Origin of the sequence: Streptomyces sp. NPDC059201, assembly GCF_042754585.1 — a bacterium.
Taxonomy (GTDB): Bacteria; Actinomycetota; Actinomycetes; order Streptomycetales; family Streptomycetaceae; genus Streptomyces.
In genome coordinates this window covers 171,414-195,452 of the sequence record NZ_JBHZBB010000010.1, presented here as the reverse complement: position 1 = coordinate 195,452, position 24,039 = coordinate 171,414, and the positions used below count along the sequence as shown (strand labels likewise).

The 24,039-nt window shown below is 73.5% G+C and carries 22 protein-coding genes and 1 pseudogene; 6 read left to right on the top strand and 17 right to left on the bottom strand.

Annotation, left to right across the window (positions count from 1 at the left end):
• Positions 1–9: 9 nt before the first annotated feature.
• Together ACFXMG_RS28950 and ACFXMG_RS28945 are read right to left on the bottom strand one after the other, a co-directional pair.
• Positions 10–1,308 carry an acetyl-CoA carboxylase biotin carboxylase subunit family protein gene (locus tag ACFXMG_RS28950; RefSeq protein WP_383824926.1) on the bottom strand — a complete coding sequence of 433 codons (1,299 nt, stop codon included), beginning with the start codon at positions 1,306–1,308 and terminating at the stop codon, positions 10–12.
• Between the two features lie 156 nt (positions 1,309–1,464).
• The gene (locus ACFXMG_RS28945; protein WP_383824923.1) at positions 1,465–2,676 is read right to left on the bottom strand and encodes a pyridoxal phosphate-dependent aminotransferase; all 1,212 of its coding nucleotides are present in this window, start codon (positions 2,674–2,676) and stop codon (positions 1,465–1,467) included.
• 101 nt (positions 2,677–2,777) lie between these two features.
• On the opposite strand from ACFXMG_RS28945, the pseudogene ACFXMG_RS28940 reads away from it, so the two are divergent.
• Positions 2,778–3,131, top strand: a pseudogene (locus ACFXMG_RS28940) (winged helix-turn-helix transcriptional regulator); the annotation flags it as partial.
• Positions 3,132–3,237: 106 nt separating this feature from the next.
• Here the strand turns inward: ACFXMG_RS28940 and ectB are convergent.
• The 13 genes from ectB to ACFXMG_RS28875 all read right to left on the bottom strand — a co-directional run bounded on the left by ectB (position 3,238) and on the right by ACFXMG_RS28875 (position 18,131).
• On the bottom strand, positions 3,238–4,488 hold the full coding sequence (gene ectB, locus ACFXMG_RS28935) for a diaminobutyrate--2-oxoglutarate transaminase (RefSeq protein ID WP_383824921.1): 1,251 nt from the start codon (positions 4,486–4,488) through the stop codon (positions 3,238–3,240).
• Between the two features lie 85 nt (positions 4,489–4,573).
• Entirely contained in the window at positions 4,574–5,740 is a 1,167-nt protein-coding gene (locus tag ACFXMG_RS28930) for an amino acid:polyamine antiporter (protein ID WP_383824917.1), read from the bottom strand.
• Entirely contained in the window at positions 5,737–7,020 is a 1,284-nt protein-coding gene (locus ACFXMG_RS28925; RefSeq protein WP_383824914.1) for a lysine N(6)-hydroxylase/L-ornithine N(5)-oxygenase family protein, read from the bottom strand. The genes ACFXMG_RS28930 and ACFXMG_RS28925 overlap by 4 nt, the downstream gene beginning before the upstream one ends.
• A gap of 111 nt (positions 7,021–7,131) precedes the next feature.
• On the bottom strand, positions 7,132–8,307 hold the full coding sequence (locus ACFXMG_RS28920) for an NAD(P)/FAD-dependent oxidoreductase (protein WP_383824911.1): 1,176 nt from the start codon (positions 8,305–8,307) through the stop codon (positions 7,132–7,134).
• Complete coding sequence (locus ACFXMG_RS28915; protein WP_383824909.1) at positions 8,304–10,277, bottom strand: class I tRNA ligase family protein; 1,974 nt, start codon at positions 10,275–10,277, stop codon at positions 8,304–8,306. Before ACFXMG_RS28915 ends, ACFXMG_RS28920 begins: the two co-directional genes overlap by 4 nt.
• Positions 10,278–10,318: 41 nt before the next feature.
• Positions 10,319–10,873 (bottom strand): DUF3291 domain-containing protein, encoded by a 555-nt coding sequence (locus tag ACFXMG_RS28910; protein ID WP_383824907.1) that lies wholly within the window; start codon positions 10,871–10,873, stop codon positions 10,319–10,321.
• A 67-nt stretch (positions 10,874–10,940) separates the two neighbouring features.
• Positions 10,941–12,197, bottom strand: coding sequence for an NAD(P)/FAD-dependent oxidoreductase (locus ACFXMG_RS28905; protein ID WP_383824904.1), 1,257 nt, complete (start codon positions 12,195–12,197; stop codon positions 10,941–10,943).
• A 93-nt stretch (positions 12,198–12,290) separates the two neighbouring features.
• Entirely contained in the window at positions 12,291–13,001 is a 711-nt protein-coding gene (locus tag ACFXMG_RS28900) for a rhodanese-like domain-containing protein (RefSeq protein WP_383824901.1), read from the bottom strand.
• Positions 12,992–14,629: an AMP-binding protein gene (locus tag ACFXMG_RS28895; RefSeq protein ID WP_383824899.1), complete on the bottom strand. Its 1,638-nt coding sequence runs from the start codon at positions 14,627–14,629 to the stop codon at positions 12,992–12,994. Before ACFXMG_RS28895 ends, ACFXMG_RS28900 begins: the two co-directional genes overlap by 10 nt.
• Positions 14,623–15,543, bottom strand: a complete 921-nt coding sequence (locus tag ACFXMG_RS28890; protein ID WP_383824898.1) for an alpha/beta hydrolase fold domain-containing protein — start codon at positions 15,541–15,543, stop codon at positions 14,623–14,625. Before ACFXMG_RS28890 ends, ACFXMG_RS28895 begins: the two co-directional genes overlap by 7 nt.
• Entirely contained in the window at positions 15,536–17,188 is a 1,653-nt protein-coding gene (locus ACFXMG_RS28885; RefSeq protein WP_383824896.1) for an amino acid adenylation domain-containing protein, read from the bottom strand. The genes ACFXMG_RS28890 and ACFXMG_RS28885 overlap by 8 nt, the downstream gene beginning before the upstream one ends.
• Complete coding sequence (locus tag ACFXMG_RS28880; protein ID WP_383824893.1) at positions 17,185–17,664, bottom strand: GNAT family N-acetyltransferase; 480 nt, start codon at positions 17,662–17,664, stop codon at positions 17,185–17,187. Before ACFXMG_RS28880 ends, ACFXMG_RS28885 begins: the two co-directional genes overlap by 4 nt.
• A complete protein-coding gene (locus ACFXMG_RS28875; protein ID WP_383824891.1) occupies positions 17,655–18,131 on the bottom strand; it encodes a hypothetical protein in 477 nt (158 codons plus the stop codon). The genes ACFXMG_RS28880 and ACFXMG_RS28875 overlap by 10 nt, the downstream gene beginning before the upstream one ends.
• A 564-nt stretch (positions 18,132–18,695) precedes the next feature.
• Between ACFXMG_RS28875 and ACFXMG_RS28870 the strand changes: the two genes are divergently transcribed.
• The 4 genes from ACFXMG_RS28870 to ACFXMG_RS28855 all read left to right on the top strand — a co-directional run bounded on the left by ACFXMG_RS28870 (position 18,696) and on the right by ACFXMG_RS28855 (position 22,005).
• Entirely contained in the window at positions 18,696–19,967 is a 1,272-nt protein-coding gene (locus tag ACFXMG_RS28870; RefSeq protein ID WP_383824888.1) for an MDR family MFS transporter, read from the top strand.
• A 148-nt stretch (positions 19,968–20,115) separates the two neighbouring features.
• On the top strand, positions 20,116–20,334 hold the full coding sequence (locus ACFXMG_RS28865; RefSeq protein ID WP_383824885.1) for a hypothetical protein: 219 nt from the start codon (positions 20,116–20,118) through the stop codon (positions 20,332–20,334).
• Between the two features lie 70 nt (positions 20,335–20,404).
• Entirely contained in the window at positions 20,405–20,686 is a 282-nt protein-coding gene (locus tag ACFXMG_RS28860) for a hypothetical protein (RefSeq protein ID WP_383824882.1), read from the top strand.
• A gap of 107 nt (positions 20,687–20,793) precedes the next feature.
• Positions 20,794–22,005 (top strand): MFS transporter, encoded by a 1,212-nt coding sequence (locus tag ACFXMG_RS28855; protein ID WP_383824880.1) that lies wholly within the window; start codon positions 20,794–20,796, stop codon positions 22,003–22,005.
• A 9-nt stretch (positions 22,006–22,014) separates the two neighbouring features.
• Here ACFXMG_RS28855 and ACFXMG_RS28850 read toward each other — a convergent pair whose 3' ends face one another.
• Positions 22,015–22,656, bottom strand: coding sequence for a TetR/AcrR family transcriptional regulator (locus tag ACFXMG_RS28850; RefSeq protein WP_383824877.1), 642 nt, complete (start codon positions 22,654–22,656; stop codon positions 22,015–22,017).
• Between the two features lie 92 nt (positions 22,657–22,748).
• Between ACFXMG_RS28850 and ACFXMG_RS28845 the strand changes: the two genes are divergently transcribed.
• Positions 22,749–23,195, top strand: a complete 447-nt coding sequence (locus ACFXMG_RS28845; RefSeq protein WP_383824874.1) for an anthrone oxygenase family protein — start codon at positions 22,749–22,751, stop codon at positions 23,193–23,195.
• 14 nt (positions 23,196–23,209) lie between these two features.
• Here the strand turns inward: ACFXMG_RS28845 and ACFXMG_RS28840 are convergent, their stop codons facing one another.
• Positions 23,210–24,016 carry a class I SAM-dependent methyltransferase gene (locus ACFXMG_RS28840; RefSeq protein ID WP_383824871.1) on the bottom strand — a complete coding sequence of 269 codons (807 nt, stop codon included), beginning with the start codon at positions 24,014–24,016 and terminating at the stop codon, positions 23,210–23,212.
• Positions 24,017–24,039 lie beyond the last annotated feature (23 nt).

Genomic DNA, 24,039 nt, shown 5'->3' with positions numbered 1-24,039 from the left:
GGGCGGGGGTCAGGCCGGGTCCGCCTCGATGGTCAGCTCGACGCGGTCCGTGTACGCCCGGACCTCGGTGTCGGGGTCGGCGTCCCACGGGAGGTCGGCGACGACGTACGCCGAGCGGCCCGAGGAGTCGTTGAGGGTGCCCAGGCGCGAGCCCCGGGGCAGCCCGACCATCACGGAGGCGCAGCGGGCCGGGGCGTCGGGGGTGGTGGCCTCGACGGTGGGCCAGAAGGCGTCGTCGGCGATCCAGGAGACCGGCTCGCCCTCGTAGCGGACGTCCGTGAGGCGCCCGGGGCGGTGCTCCACGAAGCGCTGCACGGCCCGGCGGGTGGGCGCCGGGTAGTCGGGGCGCACGCCGAGGGCGAGGTCGACGATGGCCGGCTCGATGGGCAGGCCGGTGGCGAGGTGCCACATCATGGTGATGGCGTCGCCGGGGAGGCGGGCGGCTATCTCCATGAGGACGGGCTGGCCGTCGCGCAGGCGGAACTCGGCGTGGGTGATGCCGCTGTCGAAGCGCAGGGCCTTGAGGATCGCGGCGTTGGCCGCGACCAGGGCGTCCGTGTGGGCGAGCGGCACGTCGGCGGGGCTGGTGTGGCCGATCTCGGTGAAGAAGCGGCTGCTGTCCTCGTTGGTGAGCTTGGCGGTGACGCCGCTCCACACCAGCTCGCCCCGGTGGACGAGCGCCTCGACCGAGAACTCGGGGCCGGTGACGAGCTCCTCGACCAGGATCGTCTCGTCCGGCTCGTAGGCGGTGAGCGCGGCGCGCAGCTCCTCGTCGTTCTCGACGCGGACGACGCCGGAACTGAACATGCGGCCGGCCGGCTTGACGACGGCGGGGTACGTGTCGGAGTCGGCGGAGTCCCGCTCGTGGGGGGCGAAGGCGCGCCAGGCGGGGCCGTGGTCGCGCAGCAGGACCCGCTGCATGACCTTGTCGCGGCAGACCCGGGCCGCCCAGGCGCCGGGCCCCGGGAGGCCGAGCGCCTCGGAGAGGACGCCGCAGGGGTCGACGAAGACCTCGCCGCTACAGATCACGCCGCGGATGTCGTACGCCGCGATCCAGTCCTGCACCGAGGCGAGGACGCCCGCGATCACGGCGTCCGGGAACTGCCGGACGGACTCGATGCGGGAGAGCGGATGGGCCGGGTCCTCGATGTGGCCGGTCAGCTTGGCCAGGTCCGTGGTGGGGCCGACGACGACCAGCGGCGCCAGTCCGCGCTCCGCGATGTCGGTGATCAGGCGGTGCTGGCGGGCCAGGGCCGCCAGGTCGCTCATGACGATCACGGCGGGCGGGCGTTCGCTCTGACGGTTCAACGGAGCTCCTCCGATGGGGTGCACCACGGTGCGACGGGTGCGAGGAACGGTCACTGAATGATCTAGCTTGCCCGCCCGCCGTGTCCACGGTCCGCCGAAGCGTCAATTCGTGGACCGGGCGGCGGAATTGGCCGGAAACGGTCCGGCCGCGGCGGTCTACTGGCGGTAGGTGGAGAGGAAGCGGCCGATGCGGTTGATCGCGGTCTCCAGGTCGTCGGCGCGGGGGAGCGTGACGAAGCGGAAGTGGTCCGGGCGGGGCCAGTTGAAGCCGGTGCCCTGGACGAGGTGGATCTTCTCGCGCAGGAGGAGGTCGAGGACGAGACGCTCGTCGTCGACGATCTTGTGCACGTCCGGGTCGAGCCTGGCGAAGGCGTAGAGGGCGCCCTTCGGCTTGACGCAGCTCACGCCGGGGATCTCGTTCAGCGCCCGCCAGGCCACGTCGCGCTGCTCGGTGAGGCGGCCGTTCGGCAGCGTCAGGTCGTGGATGGACTGGCGGCCGCCGAGCGCGGCCTGGACGGCGTACTGGGCGGGCACGTTCGGGCAGAGCCGCATGCCGGCCAGCATGGTCAGGCCCTCCAGGTAGTCCCCGGCCTGCTCCTTCGGCCCGGAGACGACCAGCCAGCCGCTGCGGAACCCGGCCACCCGGTAGGACTTGGAGAGGCCGTTGAAGGTGAGGGTCACGACGTCGTCGCTGAGCGCGGCGAGGCAGTGGTGCTCGGTGCCGTCGTAGAGGATCTTGTCGTAGATCTCGTCGGCGAGCACCATCAGGCCGTGGCGGCGGGCGAGTTCGAGGATGCCCTCCAGGAGCTCCTTCGAATAGACCGCGCCCGTCGGGTTGTTGGGGTTGATGACGACGATGGCCTTGGTGCGGTCGGTGATCTTCGACGCGATGTCGTCGAGGTCGGGGAACCAGTCCGCCCCCTCGTCGCACAGGTAGTGCACGGCCTTGCCGCCGGCGAACCGCACCACGGCCGTCCACAGCGGGTAGTCGGGCATCGGGACCAGCACCTCGTCGCCGTCGTCGACCAGCGCCTGCACGGCCATCTGGATCAGCTCGGAGGCGCCGTTGCCGAGGTAGACGTCGTCGACGGTCACGCCGCCGACACCCCGCTGCTGGTAGTACTGCATCACCGCGCGCCGGGCCGGCAGGATGCCCCGGGCGTCGCTGTAGCCGTGCGCGTTGGGCAGGTTGCGGATGATGTCCTGGAGGATCTCCTCCGGCACCTCGAAGCCGAACGGCGCCGGGTTGCCGGTGTTCAGCCGCAGGACGCTGTGACCCGCCTCCTCAAGGGCGTTGGCCTGGTCGACGACCGGGCCACGGATCTCGTAGCACACGTCCTTCAACTTGCTGGACTGTCGAAAATTCATCTGCGGCCTCCCGACCGTGACCGTCATCCGCGCCGCCATGGCTGCTTCGTTCTACCAAGTACCTACTTGGAAAGTCCAACCCTTTGGCTATGCTGGCCACCATGCCACGCCGAAGCTACGACCAGTACTGCGCCGTCGCCCGAGCCCTGGACGCGGTGGGGGAGCGCTGGAGTCTGCTGATCGTCCGGGAGCTCCTGCACGGCCCGCGGCGGTACACCGACCTCCACGCCGACCTCCCGGGCGTCTCCACCGACATCCTCGCCAGCCGGCTCAAGCAGCTGGAGGGCGAGGAGCTGGTCGAGCGCCGCCGCCTGGAGCGCCCCGCCAACGCGACCGTCTACCAGCTCACCCCGCGCGGCGCCGAACTGCGCCCCGTCGTCGAGGCGCTGGCCGGCTGGGGCCTCGACGCGCTCGGCGACCCGCGGCCCACGGACGCCGTCCGCACCCACTGGTTCACCGAACGCGGCCCCGACGGAGAGGCGACGCCCCGCACGGAGGAGGAGGCGGCACTGCCGACGGCCTGACACCGCGCGGGCGTGACCGCGCGGAGCTCGTACCGGCTCAGGTGCCCACGGTCGCGGAGACCGACTCCCGCAGGATGTCGAGGCCCTCGGCCAGCTCGTCGTCCGTGGCGGTCAGCGGCGGGAGCAGCTTCACCACCTCGTCGTCGGAGCCCGAGGTCTCCACCAGGAGACCGCGGGCGAACGCCGCGTCGGCGACCCGCCGGGCGACCGGCGCGTCCCGGAAGGCCAGGCCCCACGCCAGGCCCCGCCCGCGCCGGCCGGACACGTGCGCCGCGTGCCGCGAGGCGAGTTCGCCGAGGCGCTCGTCGAACAGCGCGCCCCGCGCCTCGGTCTGCTTCTCCAGGGCGCTGTCCGCCCAGAACTCCCGCAGCGCCGCGCCCGCCGTGACGAAGGCCGGGTTGTTGCCGCGGAACGTGCCGTTGTGCTCGCCCGGCCGCCACACGTCGAGCTCGGTGCGGAAGAGCGTCAGCGCCATCGGAAGCCCGTACCCGCTCAGGGACTTGGAGAGGCACACGATGTCCGGGGTGATCCCGGCGACCTCGAAGCTGAAGAACGGCCCGGTCCGCCCGCAGCCCATCTGGATGTCGTCCACGATCAGGAGGATGCCCCGGCGCTCGCACAGCTCCGCGAGGTCCGCGAGCCACGCCGGCCCGGCCGGGTTCACGCCGCCCTCGCCCTGCACCGTCTCCACGATGACGGCGGCGGGCAGGTCCATGCCGCTGCTGCTGTCGTCGAGCATGGCGTCCAGCAGCCTCAGCCCGGACAGCTCGCCCCCGGCGAAGCCGTCGTACGGCAGGCGCCACGTGTGCCCCAGCGGCACCCCCGCGCCGCCCCGCTTGGACGCGTTCCCGGTGACGGCCAGGGAGCCCAGCGACATCCCGTGGAAGCCGCCGGTGAAGGCCACCACCGTGTGCCGGCCCGTCACCTTCCGCGCCAGCTTCAGCGCGGCCTCCACGCTGTTGGTGCCCGTCGGGCCGGGGAACTGCACCCGGTAGTCCAGCCGGCGCGGACCGAGCACCCGCGCCGCGAACTCGGCCAGGAAGTCCTCCTTCGCCACCGTCAGCATGTCCAGGCTGTGCGTGATCCCGTCCCGCTCCAGGTAGTCGATCAGCGCCCGCTTCAACACCGGGTGGTTGTGCCCGTAGTTGAGGGCGCTCGCACCGGCGAAGAAGTCCAGATAGGCGCGCCCGTCCCGGTCGGACAGACGGCTGCCCCGGGCCCGGTCGAAGACCACCGGCCAGTTCCGGCTGTAGCTGCGGACCTCGGATTCGAGGGGGGAGGCGTTCATGAGGGGTCTCCTCGGAGATGGGGGGTGGAAAGGGAGCCGTACGGAAGGGAGGAGTCACGAGGGGGTACGGGCCACGGGCCGTGCCTCACGCACCGGACAGCGCCGGTACGCCGAGCACCGCCACGCCCGCGAGCACGAGCAGCAGCAGGACCCCGGCGCCCCGCAGGAGCGGCCCGCCGTGCCGGACGGCCGCGACCGCGCCGAGCGAGTACCCGACGAGCGCCGCCGCGGCCGGCCCGAGCAGCAGCAGGGGTACGCCGCCGCCCCCGGCCCCCGCCCACGCGAAGGCGCAGCAGGCCGCGCCGACGGCCACGACCAGGGCCCTGGCGGGGCCCCGCTCGGCGGAGCGCCGCCCGCCCGGGTACAGCCGCGCCGCGATCCGGGCGGCGGTGCGCACGTTGGTGAAGACGTACGAGGTGAGGACGGCCGCCGTCGCCCCGGCGAGCACCCAGCGCAGCGGCGCGGGCGCCGCTCCTGAGGCCCCCTGCCCCTGGACCGCCGCGAGGCCCAGATAGGCGGCGGCCACCACGGCCGCCCCCAGCAGCACGCCGACGGCGGTCCGCCCCGCCCCGGCGGCGGTCGCGGGGACCGCGCCGGTGACGACCTCCCAGCCGACACCGGCGAAGAACAGCGCCGCGAGGGCCAGCCACAGCGCACCGCCCTCCGTGAGCCCCGACGGCGCCAGCGCGCTGCCGGTGAGCGCCGCCGGGTCGCCGGGCCAGAGCCACACGGCGCACGCGAGGGCCAGGACGCCGGTGACCCAGGGACGCCACCGCAGGACGGCGGCGGGCAGCGTCCTCGGGCCGGTCGCCGCCGCCCCGGCCACCACGAGGACGCCCAGGGCCAGCGGCAGGCCGCCGGTCCCCGCCCCGGGCGGCGCGCCGTCGGCGGCCGTCAGCAGGGCGGTGGCGGCGAACCAGGCGATGGCCGCCTGCCCGGCGGTGAAGGCCACGGCGAAGACGCCGTCCACCGCCCGCTCGGCCCACGTGCCCAGCAGGGCCCCGACGGCCCCCGCCAGGGAGGCCGGGCCGACCCGGGTGCGGACCAGCGCCGCGAGCACCAGGCTCACCGCACACCCCAGGAGGACGTGCGCCGTCCAGACGAGGAGCGCGTCCCCGCCCGCCAGGGCCCCCACGACGGGAGGCATGACCAGCATCCCGGCACCGAGGACGCCCCGGGCCACCCGGCCCGCGACCGCCCGCTCCGGTCGGCGCGCCGCGCCCGCGCCGGCCGCCCCGGGGGGCTCCCTCACGGGAGGCGCTTCCGGAGGCTCTCCGCGATGACCTTGGCCCGCAGCGACAGCAGGCTGAAGGACCCGGCGTCGCCGATGCCGTGGGTGGACTCGCACAGGCCGTTCAGGAAGAGCGCCGGGGTGTCCGGCGCCACCGGCCGCACCTCGTAGTCCGGGCCCACGGCCAGATAGCCGTGGGCGTCGAACGCGAACTCCTCGGCGATCCCGCGCATCAGCGCCGGGACCCGCTCCTGGTGGGCGGCGGGACCGAGGTCGCGGAAGCCGGTGGCCAGCACGACGAAGTCGGCCTCGTGCTCCTCCGACGCGCCGGTGTTCAGCTCGTCGACCGTCATCCGCACGCCGTCCTCGCCCGCCTCGACGGCGCGCACCTGGCGGCTGCCGCTGACGAACACGCGCTGCTCGCCGTCGAGCCGCTGCTCGTAGATGAGCCGGTACAGCTCGCGCAGCACGTCGCCGTCGGCCGACGAGTAGTTCGTCAGCCGCATGAACTGGTCGATGGCCTGCTTCCGCTCCCGCGAGGCGCCGTAGTAGTAGTCCGTGAACCCGGGGAAGTACCCCTCCTCGCTGAACGGACTCGTGTCCTTCTCACGGAGCGTCAGCGACCGTACGAGTGTGGTCACTTCGGCCTCGGGATAGCGCCGGGCGAGGTCGAGGGTGAGCTCGACGGCGGACTGGCTGCCGCCGACGACCGTCACCCTGCGCGGCGCCCCGCCCCGCTCCTCCAGCTCCCGCAGGGCCGGCAGGTAGCGCGTCAGATGGAAGACCCGCGCGGAGTCCACGGTGTCGAACGGCTCGGGGACGAACGGGGCGCGGCCGGTGCCGACGACGAGGACGCGCGCCTGGAGGGTCTCGCCCGCGGAGGTGGTGACGGTGTAGCGCGGCCGGCCGTCGGCGTCCTGCCCGAGGGAGATGCCGGTGACGTGCGTGCCGTAGTCGACGAGCCGGTCGAAGTGGCCCGCGGCCCAGGTGACGTACTGCGCGTACTCCTTGCGCAGCGGGTACTCCATCGGGAGGTTGAGGTGGTCGAGCAGCCTCCCGTTCTCGAAGAGGTAGTTGATGAAGCTGTAGCGGCTGCGCGGATTGCGCAGGGACACCAGGTCGCGCACGGGGTGGTTCTGGATGTCCGAGCCGTCGAGCATCATGGCGCTCTGCCAGGACGGGCCCGGACGGGCCTCCAGGAACCGTATGTCGAGGTCGTGGCCCTCTTCTTCCAGGGCGATGGCGAGTGCCAGGTTGGCCGGACCGAAGCCGATGCCGAGCACGTCGTGGCAGCGCGTCACTGTTCCCCCTTGATGGAATGCGGACAGATGAATGCGGACGGATGGGATGGAGCGGTCCCGGCGGCGGTGCCGTCGGGCGGCGGGCGCAGGCGGTCGAACCGGTGCGGAGCGTCAGCCGGGACAGGAGCCGGAGCCGGTGGCGCTTCCGGTGGCGCTTCCCGAGCTGGTTTCCGGTGCGTCCAGGAGGGATGCGGCGATGCGGCGGCCGGCCTCCGGGGCCGTCTTGACGCCGCCGCCGTTCCAGCCGCGCACCGCCCACACGTGCGGCACGCCGGTGCCCGTAAGCAGCCCGGACGCCGGACCGCCGTCGCCGGGCGGGCCGTACGCGTCCGCGGCGCGGACGGTGGCGAGGTGCGGCGCGGTCGCCAGCCACGGGAAGTGGGCGGCGAGCGCGGCGGCGGTCGCCCGCGCGTGGGCCGGGTCCGGCCGGGCGTCGACCGGCGCGTCCCAGACCAGGTGCGGCATGCCGATCAGCGTCCGGTCCGCGCCGACCGGCTTGGCGTACAGCCCGGTCCGCAGGTCGACGAAGGTCGCGTGGGCCGGGACGCCGGGGTGGCGCCCGACGACGCTCACCTGGATCGACCGCGAGCGGACCGGCGCGGCGGGCCGCAGCCCGGGCACCGGGTCGGCCGCCCAGGGCCCGACCGCCGACACCACCGCCCCGGCCCGGACCTCGCCCGCGTCCGTGGCCACCACCGGGTGCCCGCCGCGCGCCTCCACCGCCCGGACGCGCACCCCGCAGCGGACGACGGCGCCGTCGGCGCGCGCCTGCTCCAGCCAGTCCGCCGTGACCTCCGCCGGGGCCACCCAGCCCGCCTCCGGCTCGACCAGGGCGATCCCGCCGGCCAGCCCGACGCCCGCCGCCTCGGCGGGCCCCGCGACCACGTGCGCCGGGGTGCCGAGGGCCGCCCCGATCCGCGTGGCGGCCGCCCGTAAGGCCGCCTCCTCCGCGGGGTCCGCGACGGTCACCGCGCCGACCGCGCGGAGCGGGGCCCGGCCCGACGCCCAGCGCGAGGCGTCCCGGTAGACCGCAAGCCCGGCCAGGGCCAGCGCGGCGGTCTCCGGATCGGGGTCGTAGGCGCGCACCATGCCGCCGGAGGCCCCGGTCGCCCCGGCGCCGGGGCGGGGCGCCTGCTCCAGGACGACGACGGACGCGCCCCGGCGCGCCAGGTGGTGCGCGACGGCGGCGCCGGTGATCCCGGCGCCCACCACCACGACGTCCGCCGCCGCGGGGAGTTCCCCGCCGTGGGGGGAGCCGGCCGGGCCGGTCCCGCCGGGGTCGTTCACGACCGTACGCTCGCGGCGGGTACGTGCTCCGCCGCGCGGCCGGGCGCGGGCGCCGCGCACCGGGTGCCGGAGGGCAGGAAGGACCAGTCGGCCTCGCGCACCGGCTCGCCCGGCAGCCCCAGCCACGCCCAGACCCGCTCGGCGAGACCGGGCGTCACCGGCCAGGCCAGCGCCGCGAACACCTTGGCCGCCAGGTACTCCAGGGCCAGGCTCGTGCGGGCCTCCTCCGCCAGCGACGGGACCTGGCGGGCCACCTGCTCCGTCGCCCGGAACTCGGCGCAGCGCTTCACGAAGGAGTCCAGGAGGTCGACGTAGCCGCGCGCGCTGAACGCCTCCGGCAGGACCAGGCCGTCGAGTTGACGGGTGATCAGGTTGAGGTGGCGGTAGAACTCGCGGTGCGCGTCCGTCCACGCGCCGGTGCCCGGCACCGCGCCGTCGCCCTTCTCGTCCAGCGCCGCGAAGCCGTCGAGCCACGCGTGCGCGGCGACGTACAGCGGGTCCTCGGTCAGCCGCCCGGCGCGCTCCTCGCTGATCCGGGTGACGCGGCCCTCCGGGGCGTCGCGCAGCAGCGCCAGGCGGACGGCGTCCGGTCCGGCCGCGGCGAGCGCGTCGTCGGCCCAGACGGCGTGGCCCCGGCTGGTGGAGAACTTCTCGTCGCCCAGGTGCAGGAACTGGTTGGTGACGAACGCGGCGGGCAGGTGCTCGCCGAGACCGGCCGCGAAGGCGAGCACCGGCAGCAGCACCGCGTAGTAGAAGCTGTTGTCGTAGCCGAGGAAGAGCGCGATCCGCGCGGGCCCGCCCTCCTCCGCCTCGCTCCGGGCGGCGTCCAGGAAGGTGAGGGCGAGGTCCGCCCACGCGTCGAGCGAGCGGCCCTCGCCCAGGTCGACGCCCCACTCGGAGGTCCGCGCCAGCCGGTACGGCGGCAGCCCCTCGTCGAGGAGCCGCTCGACCAGGATCTGGAGGTCCGGCGAGGTGGCGGAGACCCGCAGGTACTCCCGCAGCTCGTCCGCGTACGCGTTCAGGTCGAGCCAGAGGGCCCGCTCCGGGCGGGTGGCGGCCGCGGCGCCGCAGATCCGGCACTGGACGCCGGTGAGCTCCCGGGCCTCGTTCGGCCGGCCGCACGCCTCGCAGATCTCGCCGTCGCTGGACGCCTCGCAGTGCGCGCAGGCCCCGCGGGCGAACGCCTGGTGCAGCGACAGGTCGCAGTCCGCGCAGTACGCCGTCTCCCGCTCCTCCTCCCGCACCGCGGGCGACGCCGCCACCCGGGCCAGCAGCTCCCGGATCCGGCCCGCGTGCTCCGGGTCCCCGCCCGGGCGGGTGAGCCGGTCGACGCCGACCCCGGCCGCCCGCAGGGTCGCCACGATGGCGTCGCCCTCGGCCGCGGCCACCTCCGCCGGGGCCGCACCGCGCAGCCGGGCGGCGGCGGCCACGTACGACTGGTGGTCGTCGGTGCCGGTGACGTACCGGGCGTCGCGGCCCATGCTCCGCAGCGCGCGTACCAGCATGTCGGCGCGGACGTACGGGCCGGCGAGGTGACCGAGGTGGAGGCCGCCATTGGGAGTCGGCGGCGGGCAGAACACCAGGGTCCGGTCCGCGAGTTGATCGCGCGGCGGAGCCTTGTCCAGGACGGCGACGGCGCTCGGGATGTGCTCCCAGTAGATCGACACGATGTCGAAGGGCTCGTCGTGGTCGTTGCGTATCTCGTGGAAGCCGAAGGGCGTCAGGTGCACGACCTGCCCCGGCCCCAGCTCGCGCTCCTCGTCCCCGAGCACGACGACCGCCCTGCCCGCCAGGACGATGAACATCTCGCCGTCCTGGTGGGCGTGGCGCTTCGAGACGGTGTGCCCGGGGACGCTGCCGAAGACGGAGCCGAACGGCAGCCCCTCGATGTCGGTGGCGGACAGCATGGGTTGCAGGTGCATCTCGTAGGACCAGCTCATCGCCGACCGGTCGAAGGCACGCGTGATCAAGGGGACCCCCTGGTGGAGTGGAAGGGACGGGCGGTACGGCGTCAGGCGCCGGAGCCGCCCCGCTCGGCCGGACCGTGCAGCTTCGTCGGGGCGCCGTCGGCGTCGAAGGGCCGGCGGAACGAGAACGCGAACGGCGAGGGCCCGTGGTCGTGCAGGTGCTCCAGCCGGGCGCAGGCGTCCGCCCAGGTGGGGGTGGCGTCGTCGGCGACCCACCAGGCCGCGTACGAGGGCCACTCGGGCTTGAGGAACCACTCGTGGCGGCGGCTCAGGGTCGAGCGGTGCAGCCCGGCGTAGACGAACGCGAAGACGGAGTCCAGGTCCGCCCAGAGGGAGAGCGTGGAGGCCCGGCTGTCGGTCTCGTCGGTGCGGCCCCCGGTGTAGAAGCGCGGCACCTCGAACTTGCCCCAGTCGCCCCAGTCGCGCTGGAAGTTGGTGAGATGGCTCTGGCCGGGGTCCTCCTTCGCCCGGGCGACGAATCCCGGGCTGCGCTCCGCCTCCTCGAAGGTCGGCGGCGTCAGGTCGTCGAACTCCTGGACCTCGGGATTCCCGTACGGCTTCTTCAGGATCGCGAACGTCGTGAACGCGACACGCGACATGGGCCTGTGTCCTTTCGTGGTGAATTCCCGGTGGGAACCGGCGATTTCGTCAGGAGGAATCTGGAGGCTATTTCCGCGCGGCGCCGGAACCACGGGCCATGAGGCCCCGCATGAAAGCGCGCTGGAATTCGGCGGGCAGGATCATGCGGCCGGTCAACGCCAGGTATTTCTGGCTGAGTTCCTGATTGCCGCAGATGGTCTCGAACATCCTCTGGCGGGTCGCCTCGTCCTTCTCGACGAGGGAGTCCCCGCAGATTCCCTCGGCGTGCGGCAGGACGGTCTTCTCGAACCGCTGCCGGTAGTCGTCGAGTCCGTCCCTGACGCCCTCGGCGTCCAGGGCGCGGCCGGCGAAGGCGTGGGCGAGGAGCTGCGCCGAGAGCAGCGCGAAGCCGCAGCCGACGCCGCTCATGGCGTCGAGCGACAGCGCCGCGTCGCCGACGAACGGCACGGAGCCGGCGACCGGCCGGCGGATCAGGCTCGGGTAGTCGCCGTAGCCGAGGAGGGGCCCCTCGGGGACCGCGTCGGCGACCGCGGGCCCCTGCGCCAGCCCGTCGAAGTACTTCAGGAACTCCTGCATCCGCCCGTCGGCGCCCCGCCACCCCTCCACGCGTGCCTTGTCCGCGAAGAGGACGAGCTCGGTCCTGCCGTCGACGAGCGGGTAGGTGCAGGCCAGGTCACGGTCGTTCATGACGAAGACGGAGCGGTTGTCCTCGGGGGCCGGGATCCCCTTGAAGTAGCCGAAGAGCGCGGCGCGTTCGTTGGGACGGCTCTCGGTCTCGTTGCCGAGCAGCCCCGCGAGCCGCGAGCGCCGCCCGTCCGCCGCGACCACCAGCCGGGCCCGGTACCGCCGGGGTCCGGCCTCGCTCCGGGTGTCGAGGGTCCAGCCGGACGCGTCCCGCTCCAGGCTCTCCACGGAGGTGGACTCCACGAAGCGGACGCCGTGCCGCCGCGCGGACTCCCGGATCGCCGGGTCGAGCACCCGCCGCTCCAGGTTGAGCGCGTACGAGTCCGGCCGCTCGGGGTCGTAGCCGGTGCCGGGCGTCTCGACCACGCCGCCCGGCGTGACGAAGACGGCCTTGGTCGGCACCGACCAGGACGGCTCGCGGAGATGGGCCAGCCCCAGGGCGGGCAGGAGGGACACGGTGTGCGGCTGCACGAAGTGGGTGCAGAGCTGTTTGTAGTACGGATCGGGCGTCGCCTTCTTCTCGAAGACCGCCACCCGGTACCCCATCGTGCCGAAGTGGATGGCGGTGGCGCAGCCGGCGAGGCTGCCGCCCACCACCGCCACGTCCAGCGGCGCGTCGTCGTACTCCTCGGTGCTCATGGTTCGGCTCCCACTCTCTGTTCGGACGGACTCCTGCCGTGACCTGACCGGCCCGACCTGTCGTGACCTGACCTGCCTGACGCGTCGCCCGGGTCAGCACCCGCAGGCGGCGTGGTGCGTGTGCTCGGGGGCGGCGTGGCCCTCCGTCGGGTGGCCGTCCCGCTTCCACCAGTCGAGGCCGCCGATCAGCTCCTTGACCCGGAAGCCCGCCGTCGCCAGCTTGATCGCCGTCTTGGTGGAGGCGTTGCAGCCGATGCCGTCGCAATACGTCACGTACAGCGGCGCCTTGGAGAGGCCGGCCAGGGAGTCCTGGGAGATCGAGCGGTGCGGGATGCTGACCGCGCCGGGGATGTGCTCCGCCGCGTACGACTCGCTGCCGCGCCCGTCGACGACCACGAGGTCCTGCCCGGCGGCGAGCGCGTCCCGGAGGTCGGCCGAGTCGATCTCGTACGCGAGCTTGGCCTGGTAGTAGGCGAGTTGGGCGCTGTGCTCGCGCGTCTCGGCGGCGGTCTCGGCGGCCGCGGCCTGGGGGGCCGCCTCCGGCTCGCCCAGGAACCGGTCGGCGATGGCGTACAGGTCGCCGAGGGTGCTCGGCGTGACCAGCGAGTCCGCGTGCTCGCCGAGGTCGACGCCGCAGTCCTCCAGGAGGGTGACCAGGACGCTGATCGTCAGCAGCGAGTCCAGGCCGAGGGTGTTGAGCGGGGTGCTGTCGGGCAGCGGGGCGAGGTCCACCGGCTTGCCCAGCGCCGCCTCCAGGTACTCGGCGACCTTCTCCTTGACCGTGTCGTTCACCGTTACGGGCATGTCTCCACCTCATCCATGGGCTCGACGGCGCCGTCGGCCGACAGCGCGACGTACGGGGCGTGCGACTGCTGAGCTGCTTCCGTGAGCCGCCGGACCAGCTCCCGCTCCTCGGGCTGCGGGGCCGGTGCGGCGGGCGTCCAGGCCAGCAGGGCCGGGCGCAGGGGTTCGGGCAGGAGGCCGCGCAGGTGCTCCGTGACCTCGGCGAGCGTCCGGCGGTCCTTCGCGGCGACGGCGAGGGCGACCGTGTCGCGCCCGTCGCGCCGGACCGAGGCGGCGACCGCCCGGTCGACCCCGGGACAGCCGAGGGCGGCCCGGGTGATCTCGTCGAGGTGGGTACGGCGTCCCGCCAGCCAGGTGATCCGCTCGTCGGCGTGCCGGCGCAGCACGAGGGCGCCGCCCTCGTCGCGGACGCAGACGTCCCCGGTCCTGAACCAGCGGGTCCCGTCGGCCTCGACGACGAGCCGGGCGGTCTCCTCGGGCTGGTCGAAGTAGCCGCGCATGACCTGCGGCCCGCCGACCCAGAGCTCGCCCTCGGCGCCGGGCCCGTGGACCTCGGCGCCGTCCTGGACGAGCCGCGCCCGGACGCCCCGCAGCGGCCTGCCGACCGGGCAGGGGGCCGTGCGGGCGGTGTCCTCGGGGGTGACCGTGTGGATGAAGCCGAAGATCGTGGCCTCGGGCGGGCCGAACGCCTGGACGATCCGGGTCTCCGGCAGCTCGCGGGTCCAGGGGAGCAGGACGTCGGGGTGGCAGACCTGGGCGCCGGTCATGACCAGCTGGAGGTCAGGCAGCTTGGCCCGGGTGATCTGCCGTCCGTCGCCGGTGATCAGGCCGAGGAGCACGGTGACCGCGATCAGGTGGGTGACGCGCTGCCGGGCGATCACGGACCGCATGACGGCGCCCGCCGGGAGGCTGCGGAACTGGTGGACGAAGGCGCCCACGGACAGGGGGAGCAGGGTGTCGAGGAGCGACACGTCGAAGTGGAAGGGGGAGAGGCTCAGCACCCGGGAGTCGGGGGTGCAGCGCAGCACCTCGTTGTGGCCGGTGAAGTGCGCGTACAGGCCGTCGACGGTGATCTCGGCGCCCTGCGGCTCGCCCGTCGCCCCGGAGGCGAAGACGATGTACGCCGCGTCCTCCGGCCCGTGCGCCACGGTGGTGTGCGGGGCGGCGGGCCCGGCGAGGACCTCCGCGAGCCGCTCCCCGCCGAGCAGACGGGCGCCGGGGGCGGGCGGCTCCCGGTCGCCGAGGGTGAGGACGGCGGCGGGCCGCAGCCGGTCGAGCAGGCTCCGCAGCCGGGGCTCGGGCTCCGTGGCGTCGAGCGCGATGTGGACGGCGCCGCGCTTCCAGATGCCCAGGATGATCATGGGCATGACAGATCTTTTCTCGGCGAGGACCGCCACCCGGTCGCCCGGGCCGACCCCCTGGCCCGCGAGCCACCCCGCCACCGCCAGGGCGCCCTCCTCCAGCTCGGCGAAGGTGTGGCTCGCCGTCCCGTCGTCGATCGCGGTGCGGTCCGGCCACTTGAGGGCCGGGGCCACCAGCAGATCGCCCGGGGCGGGCGGCGGACCGGCCGCGCCGGACGGGTCGGCCGACCAGGGCGGCAGGGTCGGCGGATGGGCTCGGGCTACCACGGTCGGCCCCGTTCTTCGAGAGGGAAGGCGGTCCTGGCGATCTCGGTGACGGCGCTCCCGGCGGAGGCCAGCCGTCCTGCGTACAGGCAGAAGTCGTGCGGGAGGTCGGGGAAGTGCCGGTGGCGCAGGCCCGGCGAGCGGGCGGCCATGAACTCGGCCCAGGCCAGGCCCTCGTCGCGGAGTACGTCGCAGCCGGCGGTCGCGATCGAGCAGTCCGGCAGCCGGGCCAGGTCGTCCTCCGCCAGGTCCATCGGATCGAAGTCGCGGGCGGCGAAGAAGGGGGCGAGGAAGGAGGTGAAGAGCCGCATGACGTCGCGGTCGAGGAAGTGGCCCTCGCCGAAGTCCCGGTAGGACGGGCGCTCGGTCCGCAGATCGAGGACCGGGTAGAGGAGCACGACCCGGGAGAACACCCCGGGCAGCACCCGCAGGGCGAGGTAGAGCGAGAGGAGTCCGCCGACGCTGTCGCCCGCCAGCACGATCGGACGGTCCGTCAACTCCCGGCAGCGGGAGGCGATCCGCTCCGCCAGCCGCTCCACCGACTCCTCGACGGTGTGCTCCGGCGCCTTCAGGTAGTCGAACGCCTCGACGGGCGACCGGAGTTCGGTCGCCAGCCTGCGTAAGAAGGGCTGGAAGACGGCGGTCGAGTAGTAGACCATCCCGCCCCCGTGGACGTAGACGACCCACGGGCTGTCCGCCGCCTCCCGGGCCGGCCGGACGGTGACCGAGTGCGGTCCCGCCGCGACCGTGGCGCCGTCGTCAGGATCGGCCGCGCCTCCGAAGCGGGCGATCCAGCGCTCGGCGTTGGCCCGGTCCTCGGCGGGCGATCCGGTGGGTCCCCGTACCGCCATGATCCTGCGGGCGGCGGCGAGCCGCCCGAACTCGGGGTGGAGGGTGGCCGTTCCCGTGTCAGGCATGGCCGTCCCCGCCGACGGGCGCGACGTCCCCGTCCGGGGTGAACACGAAGTGGGTCGCGCTCTCCTCGCGGGCGGCGTCGGCGAGGAGCCGCATCAGCAGCTTCTCGTCCGTCTTGCCCGTGGAGGAGACGGTGAGCTCGGGCGACCAGGCGACGACGGTCGGCAGCATGTACGCGGGCAGCAGCTCGGCCAGCCGCTTCTCCACGTCCGCCACCACCGCCCGGTCCGGCGCCATCACCACGAGGGCGATCACGTCGTGGCCGAGGCGCTCGACCAGGGCGACGGCGGCCCGCTCGACACCGGGGGCGCTCAGCACCGTCTGCCGGATCTCGCCCAGATGGATCCGCCGGCCCGCCAGCTTCACCTCGTCGTCGTTCCGGCCGCGGAAGACGATGTCGCCGTTCGCGTCGTAGCTGCACAGGTCGCCGGTGCGGTAGTGGCGGACGCCGTCGACCTCGACCACGCGACGCGCGGTCTCCTCCGGCTGCCCGTAGTAGCCGCGCATCACCTGCTCGCCGCCGATCCACAACTCGCCGACCCGGTCGGGCTCGTGGACCTCCGTCCCGTCGTCCATGATCCGGGCCGTCACCCCGCGCAGCGGGCGGCCGATCGGGTACGCGCTGACGCGGTCCGGGTCGACCCGCTCGATCTCGTGGGCGACGCAGACGATCGTCGCCTCGGTCGGCCCGTACACGTTGATCACCCGGACCTCGGGCAGGCCGTCCTTCCAGACGTTGATGACACCCGGGTCGCAGACCTCCGCGCCCGTCATCACCATCTCCAGGGCCGGGAAGTTCTCCCGGGTGACGTGCCGCCCGCCCTCGGTGATCATCGTCAACAGCGTGGAGACCGCGATCAGATGGGTGATCCGCTCGCGCATGATGATCGCCCGCATCACGGCCCCGGCGTGCATCCCGCGGAACTGGTGGACGTACGCGCCCAGGGACAGCGGCAGCAGCGTGTCCTCGATCGACACGTCGAAGTGGAACGGCGACAGGCTGAACACCCGCGACTCCGGCGTGAACCGCAGCACCTCGTTGTGGTTCCCGAAGTACGCGACCAGGTTCGCGACGGTGATCTCCACGCCCTTCGGCTCACCCGTGGAGCCCGAGGTGAAGATGATGTACGCCGTCGAGTCCGGGCGGTGCGGCACGGTCGGCCACTCCCGGTCCGGCCCCGACAGCACCTCGTCCAGCTCCGTCCGGCCCGCCCAGCGCGGCCCCGGGGCGACCGGCTCCCGGTCGTCGAGCGCGAGCACCACCCGCGGCCCGAGCCGGTCCAGCAGCCCGCGCAGCCGCGGCACCGGGGCCGTACCGTCGAGGGGGACGTAGACGGCGCCGCACTTCCAGGCCGCGATGGCCAGGACCGGCATCAGCGCGCTCTTCTCGGCCAGGATCGCCACCCGGTCGCCCGGGCCGACGCCCTGCCCGGCCAGCCAGGCGGCGAGCGTCGTGGCCCGCCGCTCCAGCTCCGCGAAGGTCAGCCCGAGACGTCCGTCGTGCAGCGCCGGGCGGTCCGGCCAGTTCGCCGCCGCCGCGCGGACGAGGTCACCCAACTCCGGTGCGGGGCCGTCCTGGTCGGCCGGATCGATCGACCACGGCGGCAGCGCGGCCGGCCGGTCCGTCGGTGCGGAACCCCGCGTCACGAGACTTCCCCCGCCCCGACGTCGTAGGAGAAACGGACCTTGTCCTTGGTACGGGCGCCCATGCGCCGGTAGAAGCCGATGCCCGCCTCGTTGTCCGGCGGTGTCTGCCACTCCGCCCAGCCGCACCCCTCGGCGACCGCGAACTCCCGCAGCCGCTCCAGGAAGACGCGGCCGAGCCCCAGACCGCGATAGGGCTCCTGGAGATACAGGCAGTCCATGTACGCGAACGGCTCCGCGCTCCAGGTGGCGAAGTCCGTGGTGACGGTCATGAAGCCGCAGGGCCTGCCGTCGTCCAGGGCGACCCAGCCGTGCACCGCCGGGCGCTCCGCGAAGAACGCCGCACGCCAGCGCTCCACCTGGCCGTTCTCGGTGAACTCCGCCTTCTCGTACGCCGCGTGCTCGACGCAGAGCGCGAGCAGCGCGTCCAGGTGGTCCGGCTCGATCGGCCGGACCTCGATGTCGTGGTTCACACCCACCCCGAGAAGGTCGTGTCCAGGTACGCGTCGATCGCTTCCCGGTCGGTACTGCCCCGCGCGAGCACGGTGCTGATCCAGGCGTCGCGCTCGAACTTCACGACCTCCAGCTCCCAGACGCAGGCGATCAGGTCCCGCTCGGGGAGCGGGGCGAAGGCCGTGTTCCCCTCCGCATCGGTCACCGCACCGCGCACCCAGTGCTTGAGCATGTCGGCGTCGTACCACTGGCTCACCAGCAGATACGTTCCTTCCGCGCCGTGGTGCAGGATCAGGAAGCCGGCCTCGTGGTCGCCGCCGCGCGGGGGCTCGCTCAGCACGGTCGCCGCGTGGTGCTCCAGCCACTCCGGCTTCGGCAGGTCGCCGGCGCGCTCCGGGTCCGCGAACATCGCGTACGCCTTCAGGGCCCGCCCGTTCACGTGCACCGGGGGCAGCGCCTTCACCAGGCGCGGGGAGTAGGTCAGGGGGTTCATCCGGCGGTGGCCCCCGCCCGTGGGGCGTGCTCCATGTCCGACACGTGCTCTTCGCCTCCGAACTGTCGTGGATCGTCCGTACGGAAGGTGCTTGAACAGCCTGGGAACGCAGCCGATCCGCATGCGCCGTACCCGTACCTGGTCAGGGTACGAAGGCTCTGACGGATCCTCATAAAAGGCGGTACATCCGTGCATGGGGCCGTTGATCGATAAGATCATAGAGTTTGCGAGGGCGCGGCGAAAGACCCCGCTGACCTCGTCATTTGCATGACACCTCGTCATTTCCGAAGAGAATCCGCTTACTTCGCGCCGTGGCCGCAGACCAACGTAGCGCCCGGCGGGGAACACCGGCACTCTTCCGCCGAAAGCTTCCCTATCCCGTCGGTGAACCCCATACATGGGCGGTTCACGCATCCCCTCCGCCCCGATGTCCGAGAGCCGAGTGGCGCGTTCACGCCTTTCGCGGAACCGCTCCGGCCGGTATTCATTCGGTGTTCGGACCGGCGGAACGCGGGTCTCGTACCATCCACCCCGTCCCACGGGCCGCACGACGAAGGGGAACGCATGCGATTCCAGCCACTGACGAGGGCGCGCTCCTCCTTCGTCACGACCTTCGGCGGGCTTCCGTCCGGCTTCTGGTGGCTCTGGACCGCTCAACTCATCAACCGCGCCTGCGGTTTCGTGATGCCCCTGCTCGCCTTCTACATCACCGAGGAGCTCGACCGCAGCGCCGCCTTCGCCGGCACCGTCGTGGCCGGCATCGGCGTCGGATCCCTCCTCGCGGGCCCGTTCGGCGGCGCGCTCGGCGACCGCTTCGGCCACAAGCCCACGCTCGTCGGCGCGCTCGGCGCCACCGCCGTCAGCATGATCGGCCTCGCCTACGCCCGCTCGCCGTGGGCCCTCCTCCTCGGCGCGTTCGTCGTCGGCGTGGTCAACAACGCGACCCGGCCCGCCCACAACGCGCTCATCTCCGACGTCATCCCCGCCAAGGACCAGGTCCGCGCCTACTCTCTCAACTTCTGGGCCATCAACGTCGGTTACTCCATCGCGATGCTCTCCGTCGGCCTCGTCTCCCTCACCGGCTACACCGCGCTCTTCTGGCTCAACGGCGCCACCACCCTCATCGGCGCCGTGATGATCGCGATCCGGGTCCCGGGCCGCGCCCCGGTCGCCGCGCCGCCCGACGGCGAGGAGGGCGAGGGCTTCCGCGCCGTCCTGCGCGACCGGAGCTTCGTGGCCTTCGTCGCCGCCCAGTTCCTCGTCCTCACGGTCCTCCTCCAGTCGGAGAGCGGACTGCCCATCGCGATGGGCCAGGACGGATTCTCACCGAGCACCTTCGGACAGGTCGCCGCGCTCAACGGCATCGTGATCGTCGCCGTCCAACTGCCGCTCACCCGGCTCTACAAACGCTTCCCCGAATCCTGGGTGCTGGCCGGATCGTCCGCGCTGATCGGCGTCGGCTACTCGGTCCTCCTCTTCGGCCACTCCGCCTGGATCTACGGCGCCTCCATCATCGTGTGGACCCTCGGCGAGATCGGCAACACCCCCACCAGCTTCGCGCTCGTGGCCCGCATCTCCCCGGACCACCTGCGCGGCCGCTACCAGGGCCTCTACCAGGTGTCCTGGACCGGCTCCGCGGTCGTGGCACCGCTGGTCGGCGGCTGGGTGATCCACACCTGGGGCGCCGCCCCGCTCTGGATCGGCTGCCTCGCCGTCGCCGTCATCGCCGCCGGAGCCCAGCTGGGCATCGGCACCCGCCTCACCCGCCGCGCCAAGACCATGGAAACGGCGGAACCGGAACCGGCCACGTCGACGACGGCTCCCGAGAAGGGCTGAACCGAGGGCTCAGCCGAGGGCTGAACCGAGGGCTGAAGCGGCGATCGGGGACCGGGAGGGGTGGTCGCGGCCGGGAACCTTCCGGCCCGTCCGGCCGTCCTCCTACCAGGAAACGTTGATCCATCGTGTGCGACCCGAGCGAGGTGCCATGCGGACGAACGACCCGAACACCCTGGAGACCACCCTGGCCGACGGCCGGAGGATGACGCTCTCCCTCCCCGCCACCGACGCCGGCTGGGCCGCCGACGGCCTCGCCGCGCTGCGCCCGGTGCGGCCGACCCACGAGGGCCGGGGCCAGGAGCCGCCCGCCCTGCCCGAGCGGCCCGCGCTCCCGCTGGAGGTGGCCCTCCTGGGATTCGCGCTGTAGGTGCCGCCCCCGTCCCCGCGTGGTGTGCTGGTGGGGAGGGGGGGTGGACCGTCCCTCACGAGGAGGGATCATGGCGATCCTCGTCCACGCCGCCCTCGGCGGAGTCACCACGGACCAGTACGACACGCTCAACGACAAGCTCCAGTCGGTCCCCGGGATGTTCGACGGGTGCCTCTCGCACGCCTGCGTGCCCACCGACGACGGCCTGGAGATCTTCGACATCTGGGCGAGCGAAGCGCAGATGAAGACCTTCGCGGAGAAGATGATGCCGATCGCGGCGGAGCTCGGCTGGGACGACCAGCCGATGCCCCGCGTGGTGTCCGTCCACAACTACTGGGTGCCCGGCGACTGACCGATCGCGCCCCCAAGGGACCTCGGAAGGGGCTCTGACGGCCGGAGGTGTGGCCGGTCCGCCGCGCTGCCGCGGGCGGAGCGGGCGCGCGGGTTACGGTCGCCGGTATGGCCGGTGATCGACGCGGGTGGCTGCGGTGTCTGCTCGGCGGAGCGGTGTTCGTGGTGTGCATGGCCGGCACCACGCTCCCGACCCCGCTGTACCCCCTCTACCAGGAGAAGTTCGGCTTCTCCGAACTCACCGTCACCGTGGTGTACGCCGTGTACGCCTTCGGTGTCATCGGCGTGCTGCTCCTCGCGGGCAACGCCTCCGACACCATCGGCAGGCGCCCCACCCTGCGCTGGGGACTCGCCTTCGCGGCGGCGAGCGCCGTCTGCTTCCTGTGCGCCGACGCCCTGGGCTGGCTGTACGCGGGCCGGCTGCTGTCCGGCCTCTCCGCGGGCCTCTTCACCGGGGCCGCCACCGCGTACGTCATGGAGCTGGCGCCGCCCGGCGGCACGGCCCGCGCCACCCTCGTCGCGACCGCCGCGAACATGGGCGGCCTCGGGTGCGGCCCGCTCCTCGCCGGGCTGCTCGCCGAGTACGCGCCCGAGCCGCTGCTGCTGCCCTTCGCCGTCCACCTCGCCCTCGTCGCGCTCTCGGCCCTGGTCCTCCAGTGGCTGCCCGAGACGGTGGCGGAACCCCGGCCCCTCAGCGCCGTACGGCCCCGGAAGCCGGCCCTGCCGGCCCGCGTGAGGGCCGTGTTCGTCCCGGCGGCCGTCGCGTCCTTCGTGGGCTTCGCCCTCTTCGGCGTCTTCACCTCCGTCAGCCCCGCCTTCCTCGCCCGCTACCTGCACGTCGACAACCACGCCGTCAGCGGCCTGGTCGTCGCCCTCGCCTTCTTCGCCTCCACCGCCGGGCAGGTCGCCGCCGGGCGCGTGGGCCCGACCCGCTCGCTCCCGCTGGGCTGCGCGGTGCTGTTCGCGGGCCTGGTGCTGCTCGCCGTCGCCCTCGCCACGGACCAGCTCGTCTTCGTGGTCCTCTCCGCCCTCGTGGGCGGCGCCGGGCAGGGCCTCGCGTTCCGCGCGGCGCTCTCGGCCGTCGCCGCGGCCTCGCCGCCCGACCGGCGGGCCGCCGTCATCTCGTCGCTCTTCGTCGTCGCGTACACCGGCATCTCGATCCCGGTGATCGGCGTGGGCCTGCTGGCCGACCCCCTCGGCCTGGAGGGCGCCGGCCTGGTCTTCATCGCCTGCATGCTGGTGCTCGTCGCCTCGGCCGCCGCGTACCTGCTGCGACGTACCGGCGCGGGGGAAGGCAGGGGAGCCGGTACGCCCTCCTAGGGCGTCGAGTCAGAGTACGGCGAGCCGGTCCACCACCAGCTCGGCTCGCCGCTCGGCCTCCGCCGCGGGCAGCCGCCCCGCCCGGGTGAGGGTCGCCAGACCGTGCAGGGCCGCCCAGAACACCTCGGTGAACAGCCCCGGGTGGACGTCCTCCCCGGCGACCTCGCCGAGCGTCTCCAGCAGGGCGGCGAAGGCGTCCTTCAGCGGCTCGGGGGTCTCCGCGTCCGCGAACAACAGGCCCCCGTCGAGCTGGAACATGGCGTCGTAGACCGCCGGATGCCGCTCGGCGAAGGCGAGGTAGGCGCGGGCGAGGGCGCCGACCCGGGCGCGCCGCCCCTCCGAAGCCGAAGCCGAAGCCGAAGCAGCCGAAGCCGAGGCCGCGGCGGAGGGCGCGCCGGACGACGCGGCGGCCGTCGCGGCCCGCAGCGCCACCGCCATCTCGGCGGCACCCTCCAGGGCCACGGCGCCGATGATCTCGCGCTTGCCGCGGAAATGGCTGTAGAGGACGGGCTGGCTGTACTCGATGCGCTCGGCGAGCCGGCGGGTGGTGACCGCGTCCCAGCCCTGTTGCTCGGCGAGTTCGCGGGCCGTCGCGACGATGAGGCGCTCGCGGACCGCGCGCTCCCGTTCCTTGCGTTCCTGTACCGACATGGCTCGGATTCTAGCACCGCTAGACAATCAAGCGGCAGCAGTACTAGCGTTGCCTCAACAGCTAGCGCCGCTAGTTCCCAGGAGGGGTCATCATGCTCAACGCACTCGAGATCTTCACCACCGTGGCCGTCGGCCTGATGGTGGGGGTGGAGTTCTCCGTCGCCTTCGTCATCAACCCGATCCTCAACGCCCTCCCGGAGGACAGCGGCATACTCGGCCGCGCCCACGGGGGCCGGATGCTCGGCGCCGTGATGCCCGTCTGGTACATCGGCTCGCTCGTCCTCGTGGCGGTCTGGGCCGCCACCGGCTGGGGCCACGAGGGCACCGGACTCGTCGTCACCGCCGGCGCGCTGCTGATCGTGAGCGTGATCATGTCGGTCCTGCTGCTCGTCCCGATCAACAACCGGGGCAAGACCTGGACCCCGGAGAACCGCCCCGCGGACTGGAAGGAGCAGAAGAACCGCTGGGACCGCTACCACTACGTCCGCGTGGCCGTCATCATCGCGGCGTTCACGCTGCTGGTCACCGCCCTCGCCTGAACCCGAGGAGACTTCTAGGGCGCGTCGGGGCGCCGGCCCCACACGGTCAGCATCCCGGCCGACAGCGCCGCGCACTCCTCCGACTCCAGATAGCGCACCGCCTCGTCGAGGGCCGCGTCGTCGACCAGTCCCGTGGCCAGCATCGCGGCCCTGCTCCGCTCCCAGGTGTCGGCCCAGAACCGGCTGAGCGGGCCGCCCGGCACCAGCGGCGGCACATGGATCTCGGCGCCCACCCGCCGCAGCCCCGCCGCGCGCAGCATGGCCGGATACGACGGCACCCAGGACACGTCGGTGCCGATGGACTCCCGCAGCCCCCGCCACATCGCCCGCATCGCCCGCGTGTACGGCGTCCCGGGCGCCACGTCGCTCGTCAGGTCGACGGCGTCGCTCAGCACCAGCACCCCACCGGGCTCGACCAGCTCCGCCAGCCGCGCGACCAGCCGCTCCCGCTCCGGGAGGTGCATCAGCACGAACCGCGCGTGCACCAGCCGGAACCGGCCGGGGGAGAAGTCCGGGGCGGTGACGTCGGCCTCAAGCAGCCGGAGCCCCGCCACGGGACGCCCGGCGAGGAACCGCACGTCGCGGTCGACCGCCAGCACCCCCGCCACCCCCGCCTCCGCGAGCAGCCGCCGCGACACCGTGCCCGTACCGGCCCCGACGTCGAGGCAGAGCCACCCCGGCCCCGCGCCGAGCGCCCGCAGCCGCGCCAGGGTGAGGTCGTCGTAGGCGAGCGCCCCGTAGTCGATCCGCGCACCCTCACCCGCCATCTCGGGCCGGAACACGGCCTCGCCGTACCCGCCCCGGTCCGTCCCGTCGCTCATGGCGCCACGCGGAGGGCGTCGGC

Excerpts from the sequence above, each read along its gene's own strand:
- ACFXMG_RS28840 (WP_383824871.1), bottom strand. The coding sequence starts at position 24,016 with ATGAGCGACGGGACGGACCGGGGCGGGTACGGCGAGGCCGTGTTCCGG.
- ACFXMG_RS28900 (WP_383824901.1), bottom strand. The coding sequence starts at position 13,001 with ATGCCCGTAACGGTGAACGACACGGTCAAGGAGAAGGTCGCCGAGTAC.
- ACFXMG_RS28865 (WP_383824885.1), top strand. The coding sequence starts at position 20,116 with ATGCGGACGAACGACCCGAACACCCTGGAGACCACCCTGGCCGACGGC.
- ACFXMG_RS28905 (WP_383824904.1), bottom strand. The coding sequence starts at position 12,197 with ATGAGCACCGAGGAGTACGACGACGCGCCGCTGGACGTGGCGGTGGTG.
- ACFXMG_RS28875 (WP_383824891.1), bottom strand. The coding sequence starts at position 18,131 with ATGAACCCCCTGACCTACTCCCCGCGCCTGGTGAAGGCGCTGCCCCCG.
- ACFXMG_RS28910 (WP_383824907.1), bottom strand. The coding sequence starts at position 10,873 with ATGTCGCGTGTCGCGTTCACGACGTTCGCGATCCTGAAGAAGCCGTAC.
- ACFXMG_RS28850 (WP_383824877.1), bottom strand. The coding sequence starts at position 22,656 with ATGTCGGTACAGGAACGCAAGGAACGGGAGCGCGCGGTCCGCGAGCGC.
- ectB (WP_383824921.1), bottom strand. The coding sequence starts at position 4,488 with ATGAACGCCTCCCCCCTCGAATCCGAGGTCCGCAGCTACAGCCGGAAC.
- ACFXMG_RS28860 (WP_383824882.1), top strand. The coding sequence starts at position 20,405 with ATGGCGATCCTCGTCCACGCCGCCCTCGGCGGAGTCACCACGGACCAG.
- ACFXMG_RS28845 (WP_383824874.1), top strand. The coding sequence starts at position 22,749 with ATGCTCAACGCACTCGAGATCTTCACCACCGTGGCCGTCGGCCTGATG.
- ACFXMG_RS28945 (WP_383824923.1), bottom strand. The coding sequence starts at position 2,676 with ATGAATTTTCGACAGTCCAGCAAGTTGAAGGACGTGTGCTACGAGATC.
- ACFXMG_RS28855 (WP_383824880.1), top strand. The coding sequence starts at position 20,794 with ATGGCCGGTGATCGACGCGGGTGGCTGCGGTGTCTGCTCGGCGGAGCG.
- ACFXMG_RS28870 (WP_383824888.1), top strand. The coding sequence starts at position 18,696 with ATGCGATTCCAGCCACTGACGAGGGCGCGCTCCTCCTTCGTCACGACC.
- ACFXMG_RS28890 (WP_383824898.1), bottom strand. The coding sequence starts at position 15,543 with ATGCCTGACACGGGAACGGCCACCCTCCACCCCGAGTTCGGGCGGCTC.